This is a genomic window from Nitrospirae bacterium CG2_30_53_67 (assembly GCA_001873285.1).
In the GTDB taxonomy this organism is placed as follows: domain Bacteria; phylum CG2-30-53-67; class CG2-30-53-67; order CG2-30-53-67; family CG2-30-53-67; genus CG2-30-53-67.
Genome location: MNYV01000065.1, coordinates 1 through 10,223 on the forward strand (window position 1 = coordinate 1; position 10,223 = coordinate 10,223).

Sequence of the window (10,223 nt, forward strand, 5' to 3'; positions counted from 1 at the left end):
CTCGTAGAGTAGAGCGTTCAGTCCAACAAGGAGAGCCGCGGGACGGTTCTGAGAAACGATTGTAGAATCCAAAAGTTACAGAATATTTTTCTGAAGGAGAAAGGCCGGGGCTATCAGAACCGTTCTCTCGTAACCTTCCTGCGCTGACAGGGGATAGCCCCCCGGTTTGTTGTGGGTCAGGCAAAAAGGAATTGCGGAGTATTATGCCGGATGGTTGTCTGTGAAGGGTTGTTATACGGGAACCATGAAGTAGATAGCCGGACACGGCTTCGTAAAAAGTCCGTCTGCGGCGTTACGCTGCGTCCTTCGTCACTGCAGCGTACGTCTAACGTACGCCTCATTCCTCAGGACTTGCGTGCCTTGCATCCGGAGCTTTTTTCTTTGCCGTCCATTTTAGGACTTTTTACTAAGCCGTCAATCTTGAGGAAGTATGAATCGTGATAAGCGGGCAGATCAAATGGATGAGTCGAAGAATTCATATCCCGGGAGTGAGACGGCCTACAGCGAGGATGGCGTTGATCTTACGGTTATCCGTTGGATGCTCTCGATGACGCCTGCGGAACGGTTGGAGACTCTTCAGAATCACATCAGTTCTGTCATGAGAATTCGTGTGAAATAGGGACGGACCCTCTTGATACTGCATTTAATACCCACCATGAGATGATCCGTGATTAAATAAGGGCAAACCCCCGGCTCTGCCGGAGGACTCTTAGAGTTTGGCCATTCCGGGAGTATGCAGTTAACCGAAATGCTTTACCCCTAACTCCCCCTTGCCCACGTCAGAGGGATAACTCCCCCCGACCCCCTCTTAAATAAGAGGGGGAGACCCCCTTGTAGTAAGGGGAGGAGAGGAGGGGTTAAGGGAGGGTGTTTTTAACTGTCTGCGAATAGGCCCCTTTGAGGGGGCCGGCAAACGTCAAGCCTCAGGCTTTGCCGGAGGTTGATGACTTCTATGGGATTGGGCCTGGATTAGGAGATGATCTCGATGAAGACCTTGACGAGTTCGGGGTCAAACTGTTTGCCCGCGTTTTCCCTGAGTTCTTTGACGGCGTCCTCTTTGGATCTGCGCTGACGGTAGGGGCGGTCGGAGCACATGGCCTGGTAGGCCTCCACGATGGAGAGGATCCTTGCCATGAGAGGAATCTTTTCACCCTTGATGCCGTCGGGATACCCTTTCCCGTCGTAGCGTTCGTGATGGTACAGGATCGCGGGGATGATGCTCTCCAGGTGTTTCGCCTTCTGCAGGATCATCTCAGCCAGATGCGGATGGCCCTGGATGATCTTTCTTTCCTCATCGGTCAAGGGCCCGGGCTTGTTCAGGATCTCATCGGGGATGCTCACGGTCCCGATATCGTGAAGGATGCTCGCGAGGTGTATGCTTTCAATATCGGTGTTGGAGAGTTTCAATGCCTTGGCCAGGGCCACGGCATAATGGGTCACTTCGTCGGTATGGCCTCGGGTAAAGAGATTTTTGGCGTCCACAGCCGCAGCCAGGTCCCGCATGACCTTGACCTTGGCGTCTTTTAAGATGTCCTCGATGTGCTCTTCCTTACTTTCGATGAAGGCCTTGAGGGTTTCATCGTAACGCCGGATTCGGTTTCTCCCCTCGCGTTTTGCAAAATAGAGGGCTTGGTCGCTTTTGGTGATCAGTTCCTCACGGCTCACGGCGTCTCCGGGGAAGGTGGATATCCCGATGCTGACCGTGATCAGGAAGTCTTCGTTGCCCAGGGTTTTCCCGTAGGATTTTTCGAAGATCTTTCCCCGTATCCGTTCAGCGACGATCTGTGCGGGGTCATAAGGGGTTTCAGGAAGGATCACGACGAACTCCTCACCGCCGTAGCGGGCAGGGATGTCAATGTCCCGGATCGATTCCCGGATCGTTGAGGCCACCCCCTGCAGGATCTTGTCTCCTACCGGATGCCCATGGCGGTCATTGAAGGTCTTGAAGTGGTCTATGTCGATCATGAGTAAGGAGAAGGTGCGTTTGTACCGCTCAGACCGCCGCACTTCCGCTTGCAGCCTGGACTGGAACTCACGGTGGTTGAAGAGTCCGGTCAGACCGTCCGTGATGGCCAGCCTCTTGTTATGTTCGTGGAGCCGGGCGTTTTCGATGGAAAGGGCGGCCTGGAATCCATAGGTGATCAGGAGATCCTCATCCTCCTTGTCAAAGAACGGGCCGTTTACTTTGTTGATCAGGATGAGAATCCCGATGGATGCCTGCTGGTGGATGATGGGAACCGCAAGAAGGCTTCGAACGTGAGGCAGAGAAAAGGGGAGGTCAATGGTTTTTGCCTCAAGGTCTTTGGTTTGGAGGTTCAGCACTTTCTGCGAGGTCATCATATCTGAAAAGATGCCTGAGATCCGGGGCCGGATCGCTATGGAATGGCGCTCCGGGCTTTCTGAGATATAGGTCTGTTCTATTTGACTGGATTCCGGCGCCGGCAGGATCAGGAGCGCCGCTTCCGAGCGCAGCAGGAAGAGCGCATGATCGGCCAGTTTCTGAAACAGGGATTTCATGTCGGGCTCCGATGCGAGCGAGACCGCGGCTTCATTCAGAATATTCAACTGGCGGATCTTCCGTTCCCTCTGCTCATAAAGAACCGCATTAGCGGCGGACGTGGCCGCATAGTTGGCGATGATCTGCATGACCTGCATCCGGTTCTCCGGGCATGGGCCCTCCTCGTGATCGAAAAAATAAAGGAGTCCGATCATGATTCCGTTGTGAATGAGAGAGAAACAAAAGCCTGTGCGGAAGGCGTCTTCAACGCCCGCCGGGAGGCGGTCTATCCGGCAGAACCCCTCTCTCGATGCCGTGTCCCTGAGAGGTCCCATGGAAAGGGGAGCGATGTGGCCGGTGAGCCCCCGGCTGATTCCGTGGGCATGGACCTCCGGGGCTTCCTCCTTCTCGTTGAACAGGGCAAGGCACGCGCCTTTCGAACCGGAGATCTCGGCGCCTCTTAAGAGGATGATCTGGATCACCTGGGATTTCTGAAGCGCGGAGTTGAGCTCCTGTGCCAAACGGGTGAGTTCAGTAAACTGTTCCGGGGTGATGGAATCAACCTTGAACATGAGCCGCCTCTAAAAAAAAGGATTGCCTGGATCGGGCCAAGAAAATCAAACGTCTGGAACCGTTATGGATATTATAAAATTGAATTGAAGGATCTGTCAATAAATATGCTTAATATGGCCGCCTGATTCCGAAGATCAAAAGGCGGCCCCGCGTACGATCAGGACCGCGTTGGCGCCGCCGAAGGCGAAAGAGGAGGAGAGGACCGTCGTTATCCTTGCCCGTTGCGGCTCGCCGCAAACAAAGTTCAAACCGCACTCCGGGTCCGGGTGTTCGAGATTTAGGATAGGAGGGATGATCCCTGTGTTGGCACTCAGGATGGAGGCAATGGCTTCCAAAGCTCCGCTGGCGCCGAGCATATGTCCGGTCATGGACTTGATGGCGCAGGCCGGGATCACCGCAGACCGAGGGCCCAGGGCAGAGTTGAGCGCCAATGCCTCGATCCGGTCATTCAGTCGGGTTCCGGTGCCGTGGGTATTGATCAGATCGATCTCATTCGGCCCGATCCCGGCATCCCTCATGGCCAGCCGCAGGGCCCGGATCATCCCGTCTCCCCTCGGGTCGGGGGCCGTCATGTGGCAGGCATCGGATGACAGGCCGAACCCAAGGATCTCGCCTAAGATCTTGACCCCGCGCGATTCAGCATGTTCCCATGTTTCGAGGATCAGGATTCCAGCCCCCTCACTGATCACAAATCCGTCCCGGTCCCTGTCAAACGGCCGGCAGGCCTTCTCCGGCTCTTGATTTCTCCGGGAGAGGGCGCGCGCCCTGGCAAATCCGCCGATGATCATGGAGGTGATGGGCGCTTCCGAACCTCCGCTGATGATGAGGTCCGCGTCTCCGGACCGGAGGATTCTGACCGCTTCCCCGATGGCATGGGCGCCGGAGGCGCAGGCCGTGGATACGGCAAGGCTCGGACCGAGAAGCTGATGCTGCATGGAGATCATGGCAGGGGCCTGGTTGATCAGCGATGAGACCGTAAGATGAGGGGAAAGTCCCTGAAATCCCTTTCGGGCATACGAGGCCATGCCGGCTTCCAGGGTCGTGATCCCCCCCCTGCTGGAGCCGATGACCACGCCGGCCCGTGTCCGGTCCCACCCGGAGCGGTCGAGTCCGGCCTGAGAGAACGCCTCGGAACACGCGGTAAGGGCGTATAAGACAAAGGGGTCGAGGCGGCGAAGAAGCTTTTTAGGATATGGGTCTTTGGGGAGATCCCGGATTTCTCCGGCAATCCGGCAGGGGAGGTTTGAAGCATCGAAACGGGTGATGGGGCCGATGCCGGACCGGCCTCGGACCAGGCCCTGCCAGGTCTCCTCCATGGAATTTCCCAGGGGAGTCACAGCCCCCATGCCGGTGACCGCAATCCTTGTATGCATCCTAATCCTTGGGTTTCAAAGGTTTTATTCTCATGCAGCCGGACACGGCCCTTCATACTAAAGGATTTCAGGTTGTTAGTCAACATAATTCCTGTCTGTGGTTGACAATCCACTTGAAAAGCATTTTAAAATCAGATCATAGCGATCCTATCTCGCCTGTTATTAAAAAATAAAAAAAGTTCTGAATATATTTGACTTGCCGGCGTCTTTGATATATAAAAATGCATCTATAAACATATCTTAAATTCATCAAGGAAGGAGGTGATACATCAATGAAAAAATGGACTATAATGATGGTGGCAGCTCTCTTTGTTATTGTTTCAGCGGGCATGGTTTCCGCCGCAGACTATGTGGGTGTGGCGAAATGCAAGATGTGCCACATGAAGCAGTTCAAGAGTTGGGAGCAGACCAAGATGGCCAAGGCATTGGACAGTTTGAAGCCGGGTGCGGCCGCAGAGGCCAAGACGGCTGCCAAGCTTGATCCGGAAAAGGACTACACCACGGATGCTGCCTGTCTGGGATGCCACACGGTGAACGGCAAGGCAGATATGCCTGGCGTTCAGTGCGAGTCCTGCCACGGTGCAGGGTCGGATTACATGAAGGTGATGATGACCAACCGGGACTACAAGCTGGACGAGATCAAGGCCAAAGGGCTCGTTAATGCTCCAGACGAGGCCGCATGCAAGAAGTGCCACAACGAGAAGAGCCCGTTCTTTAAAGGGTTCACGTACGACAAATCCAAGAGCCATGAGCACACGCCTTTGACCAAGAAGCACTAATTCGTCATGTTTCAGTTCTAAAAAAGCCGCTGTCCCATAAAGACAGCGGCTTTTTTTATGAGAGTCCATATTCCATTGTCTTAAAAGGCCTGTTATGGTATAAAAATAAAAAATGAAATTGGACGGATAACCCGATAACACAAGGTTACATTCAGGATGACAGATCAGACCGGGAAGAAGATCAAGGACATGCTGGGCCGGACCGGGGTCATTCCTCGGGAGGAGGCGCAGAAGATTTTTCTCCGGAATCTGGAGGTATCGAAACTTCCCGATGAGGAGATAAACGTGTCTGCCTCCCTGGGCCGGATTCTGAGCGCCGAGATCCGCTCTCCTGTCGACCTTCCAGCGTTTGCAAAAGCGACCATGGATGGATATGCGGTCAGGGCCGGGGATACGTTCGGCGCGACCGAGACGCTTCCCGCTTATCTCAATCTTGCGGGTGAGGTTCCCATGGGGGTCCGTGCCGCGGTGGGTGTCCGTCCACAGGATGCGGTCAAGATCGCCACCGGCGGGATGCTGCCTGATGGCGCCGATGCCGTGGTCATGCTGGAGCATGCATCTCCGGTGGATGAGAAGATGATTGAAGTCAGCCGCCCTGCGGCCCCGGGTGAGAATGTGATCCAGGCCGGTGAGGATATCCGGAAGAACCGGACGGTCGGAAAGCCCGGGCGCCGAGTAAGGCCTCAGGACATCGGCGCCCTGTGTGGGATCGGCATCATTAGAATCAGGGTCTATCGGCGCCCGAGGGTGGCCGTGATCCCCACGGGGAACGAGATCATCCCTCCGGACCGGGTCCCCGGCCTGGGTCAGGTGCGGGACATCAACTCCTATCATCTCTCGGCCCTCGTCGCGCAGCATGGAGGCGTGCCGGTTCATTTCGGGATCGTGCCGGACGAGGAGGATCGCCTCAAGGAGGCGGTCTTAAAGGCCGTTCAAGAGACAGACCTCATCCTTTTATCCGGCGGTAGTTCCGTGGGGGCCAAGGATCTCACAGATCGGGTCATCAAGGAACTGGGCGAACCCGGGGTCCTGGTGCACGGGGTGGCCGTGAAACCGGGGAAACCGACCCTGTGTGCACTGGTGAAGTCAAGGCCCGTGATCGGTCTCCCTGGCCATCCGGCAGCGGTCGCAATCGGGTTCGAACTTTTTGTGAGGCCCGTGCTCCGGCTTCTGTCCGGTGAGGCTGTCCCCTCTTGGGAACGGTTCATCGGGTGTACGGTCAAGGCACGGATCACACGGAGCATCGCTTCCCGTCCGGGTCGGGAGGACTACATCCGTGTGGCCCTGGAACTGCACGAAGGAGCGCTCCGGGCGCGGCCGATCCTGGGCAAATCCGGCCTGATCTCCACCTTGGTTGATGCCTCCGGGACCGTGGTCGTTCCTGAAAACAAGCTCGGCCTTGAAAAGGACGAGGAGGTTGATGTCAGGGTTTTTTGAGCATCCAGCATACAGAATACAGTTATGATTAAACGACAGGTCTATCCTGAAAATTCCCCTTTGGCCGATGCCCTTGCCAAGTGGACATCCGAGCTGTCGGGCCGTGGTCTGCTTGAGCCCCTCCCTGGAGAGCCGATCCCTGTGGACGCTTCCCTCGGGCGGATTACGGCCGAGGCGGTGGCCGCCCGGATCTCTTCGCCCACGTATCACGGTTCGGCCATGGACGGTGTGGCCGTCCGGTTTACCGATACCCTGGGCGCTTCAGAGACCTCTCCAAAGAGGCTCTCAATCGGCGAGAAAGCGATTTTTGTGGATACCGGAGATCCTCTCCCCTCGGGCATGGACGCCGTGATCATGATCGAGGACGTGGACCGGTGCAGTGAGACGGAGATCGAGATCACGGCGCCCGCCACTCCCTATCAGCATGTCCGGACCATGGGAGAGGATATCGTGGCCACGGAGCTGATCATCCCGGAGAACCATCGGATCCGTCCGGTGGATATGGGCGCCATGCTGGCCGGCGGGTTGACGGAGGTCAGGGTGCGCCGTTTTCCCGTTGTAGAGGTGATCCCCACAGGCGATGAACTGGTGCAGCCCGGGTCGGAGGTCACAGGAGCAAAGATTATTGAATTCAATTCCCGGATCCTCTGCGGCATGGTTCAGGAGTGGGGGGGGGAGGCCGTCAGGCATGCGATCGTACCGGATGACCTCGGCCTTTTAAAGGAGAACATTCTCAGTGCCCTCGGCCGGTCCGACCTGGTGGTGGTCAATGCAGGGTCTTCTGCGGGACAGCAGGATTTCACGGTCCATGCGCTCCGTGATCTGGGCGAGGTCTTTGTGCACGGGATCCATATCCGTCCGGGAAAGCCGGTTATTCTCGGAATGGTGCAGGGGAAACCCGTGGTCGGGATCCCCGGATATCCGGTCTCCGCGGTCCTGACCTTGGATCTCTTTATCAAGCCGGTTATCCATGCCTGGCAGGGACAACCGGCGCCGGCGCCTGCGATCATAAAGGCCACGCTCTCCCGGCAGGTCGCATCCACCATGGGCCTGGAGGAGTTCCTCCGGGTCAAGGTCGGAATCGTGGAAGGCCGTTTTATCGCCACCCCCGTTTCACGGGGAGCGGGCATGCTCATGTCCCTGGTGCGCGCAGACGGCATGGTACGGGTCCCCGCCCTGAGCGAGGGGATGGCCGCCCGATCCGAGGTGACGGTCCATTTAATCCGTTCGAGAAAGGAGATCGAAAACACCCTGGTCTGTATCGGAAGCCATGACAACAGTCTGGACGTTCTCGCCAACCTCCTGAAGAAGAAATATCCGGAGATGTCCCTCTCTTCAGCCCATGTGGGGAGCATGGGCGGGCTCCTCGCGATCAAGAGGGGAGAGGCCCATCTTGCAGGGACACACCTCCTCGATGAAGAGAGCGGGGAATATAACATCCCCTTTATTCAGCGCCTCCTTCCGGAAAAAAAGGTCGTGCTGGTGAACCTGGTCTACCGGCAGCAGGGACTCCTGGTCCGGAAAGGGAATCCCAAAGGAATTACACAATTTAAGGACCTCTGCCGGGATGATCTGGTCTTCATCAACCGGCAGAAGGGATCGGGGACGCGGCTCCTCACGGACAAATATTTCCATGACCTCGGGATTAATCCTGGGTTGATTCGCGGATATGAACGGGAGGAATATACGCACATGGGCGTGGCCTCGGCCGTGGCCGGAGGCACGGCGGACGCGGGCGTCGGCATCCTGGCCGCGGCCCGCGCCCTTTCCCTGGATTTTCTCCCCCTGGCCCGAGAGAGGTATGATTTTCTCATTCCCAAAGTCTTTTTTGAAACCGTGGCCATGGTGAGGCTCCTCCGGATCATTCGTGAGGAAAAAGAGTTTAAGGACATTCTTCTTGAAATGGGCGGGTACGATGTCTCGGATATGGGGAAGATTATGTATGAGGTCTAAGAGGTTCAAGCCGTTTAAGCGGTTTGAACTGTTTAAATCTTTTGAACGATTTGAACCCGGTGACGCATAGGCGGCAATGATGAGCGATCCCGAAACCGATGATATGCCAGAGATTCTTTCCGGGGAAGATCCGGACCCCATGGTCCGCAAGGTCTTTCTTCATGTGGCTGAACCCAGCCTTCGGGACAACCGGGGAGATGTGGACCGGGTCCTGGATATGCTGGAAAAAACAGCAGGGTGTCCTCGCCCCACTGTTTCTCTTCCCATGGCGCGAAGGATTTCCGAGACGCTGCATGACTCGGAATTTTCACTGACACTCACACTGACACATGCAAATTTTGGATTTCGGGGCGAGGTGATTGATGTAGAACCGGGCGACCAATCCGACCGGAACTTCGGCGTGGCCGTGGACCTCGGGTCCACCAACATCGCTTACTATCTCCTGGACCTGGACAAGGGGAAGATCCTTGCACGGAGATCCGATGAAAACCCTCAGATCAGGCACGGCGAAGACATCCTGAACCGTATCCATTATTGCGAGCGGCCCGGGGGCTTGCAGGACCTTCAGGAGATGGTCATCCGCTCCTTCAACAACAACATCGAATCCATGCTCAATATGCATGGGATCGACAGGCATCATCTCTACGCCCTTGCCGTGGCCGGGAACACGACCATGATCCATTTTTTTCTTGGGCTCTCTCCGCAGAAAATCTGCCGGGAGCCCTACACCCCTGTGATCAACCGCACCGAGATCTATCCGGCACAGACGCTTGGGATCACGGGGAATGAAAACGCCATGGTCTATGTCCTTCCCAATGTGGGGAGCTACGTGGGCGGGGACGTGCTGGCCGGGATCCTGGTCTCCGGAATGTATGAGGACGAGGACCTTTCTATCCTTGTGGATGTGGGGACCAACGCGGAGATCGTGCTCGGGAACCGGCATTGGCTCATGGTGGCCGCAGGCGCGGCAGGGCCGGCCCTCGAAGGGGGCGTGGTGAAGTGCGGGATGCGGGCTGCGGACGGGGCCATTGAAAAGGTCCGGATCGACCGGAAGACGCTCAAAGCCTCTTATGCCACCATCGGAGGCGTTCCCCCGCAGGGCATCTGCGGTTCGGGGCTTGTGGACCTCATGGCTGAACTCTTCCTCTGCGGTGTGATCGACGAGCGGGGAAAGATCGTCTCGGACGCGTCCTCCGTGGTGGAACTGGATGGTGTCAAGGCCTATCGAATAACTTCAGGGGATGAGACCGGAACGGGTCGAGACATCACCGTGAGTGAACTCGATATCAACAACCTGCTCAGGACCAAAGGGGCCATGTACACGGCCTTGACCGTGATCACCCGGAAGGCAGGGGTATCTTTTAAAGACCTGAAACATTTTTACGTGGCAGGGACCTTCGGGGCCTATATGGATCCGAAGATGGCCGTGACCATCGGGATGGTGCCGGATATCCCGCTTCAGACGTATGAGCCGCTAAAAAACAGTGCAGGCACGGGCGCCTGTATCTCCCTTCTTTCCAACAGGAAGCGCCATGAATTGGACGACATCCGGCGGAAGATCACCTATCTGGAGTTGAATGTGGATGGGGATTTTATGAATCTCCTGACTGC

6 protein-coding genes are annotated in these 10,223 nt (G+C 56.5%); 4 read left to right on the forward strand and 2 right to left on the reverse strand.

The annotated features are described in order from the left end of the window. Window positions 1-969 precede the first annotated feature (969 nt). Together AUK29_03605 and AUK29_03610 are read right to left on the reverse strand one after the other, a co-directional pair. On the reverse strand, window positions 970-3,069 hold the full coding sequence (locus tag AUK29_03605) for a hypothetical protein (GenBank protein OIP64889.1): 2,100 nt from the start codon (window positions 3,067-3,069) through the stop codon (window positions 970-972). Window positions 3,070-3,204: 135 nt separating this feature from the next. Beyond that, on the reverse strand, window positions 3,205-4,443 hold the full coding sequence (locus AUK29_03610) for a beta-ketoacyl-[acyl-carrier-protein] synthase II (protein OIP64890.1): 1,239 nt from the start codon (window positions 4,441-4,443) through the stop codon (window positions 3,205-3,207). A 290-nt stretch (window positions 4,444-4,733) separates the two neighbouring features. Here AUK29_03610 and AUK29_03615 point away from each other — a divergent pair, with 290 nt between their 5' ends. The 4 genes from AUK29_03615 to AUK29_03630 form a co-directional block, all read left to right on the forward strand. Then, the gene (locus AUK29_03615; protein ID OIP64891.1) at window positions 4,734-5,222 is read left to right on the forward strand and encodes a hypothetical protein; all 489 of its coding nucleotides are present in this window, start codon (window positions 4,734-4,736) and stop codon (window positions 5,220-5,222) included. Between the two features lie 189 nt (window positions 5,223-5,411). Beyond that, window positions 5,412-6,659, forward strand: a complete 1,248-nt coding sequence (locus tag AUK29_03620; GenBank protein ID OIP64894.1) for a hypothetical protein — start codon at window positions 5,412-5,414, stop codon at window positions 6,657-6,659. 24 nt (window positions 6,660-6,683) lie between these two features. After that, on the forward strand, window positions 6,684-8,612 hold the full coding sequence (locus AUK29_03625) for a molybdopterin biosynthesis protein (GenBank protein ID OIP64892.1): 1,929 nt from the start codon (window positions 6,684-6,686) through the stop codon (window positions 8,610-8,612). 79 nt (window positions 8,613-8,691) lie between these two features. Continuing rightward, window positions 8,692-10,223: hypothetical protein (locus AUK29_03630; GenBank protein ID OIP64893.1), on the forward strand; the 1,532-nt coding region annotated here is incomplete at its 3' end.

Coding starts and splice junctions, on each gene's coding strand:
- AUK29_03605 (OIP64889.1), bottom strand. CDS start 3,069: ATGTTCAAGGTTGATTCCATCACCCCGGAACAGTTTACTGAACTCACC.
- AUK29_03610 (OIP64890.1), bottom strand. CDS start 4,443: ATGCATACAAGGATTGCGGTCACCGGCATGGGGGCTGTGACTCCCCTG.
- AUK29_03615 (OIP64891.1), top strand. CDS start 4,734: ATGATGGTGGCAGCTCTCTTTGTTATTGTTTCAGCGGGCATGGTTTCC.
- AUK29_03620 (OIP64894.1), top strand. CDS start 5,412: ATGCTGGGCCGGACCGGGGTCATTCCTCGGGAGGAGGCGCAGAAGATT.
- AUK29_03625 (OIP64892.1), top strand. CDS start 6,684: ATGATTAAACGACAGGTCTATCCTGAAAATTCCCCTTTGGCCGATGCC.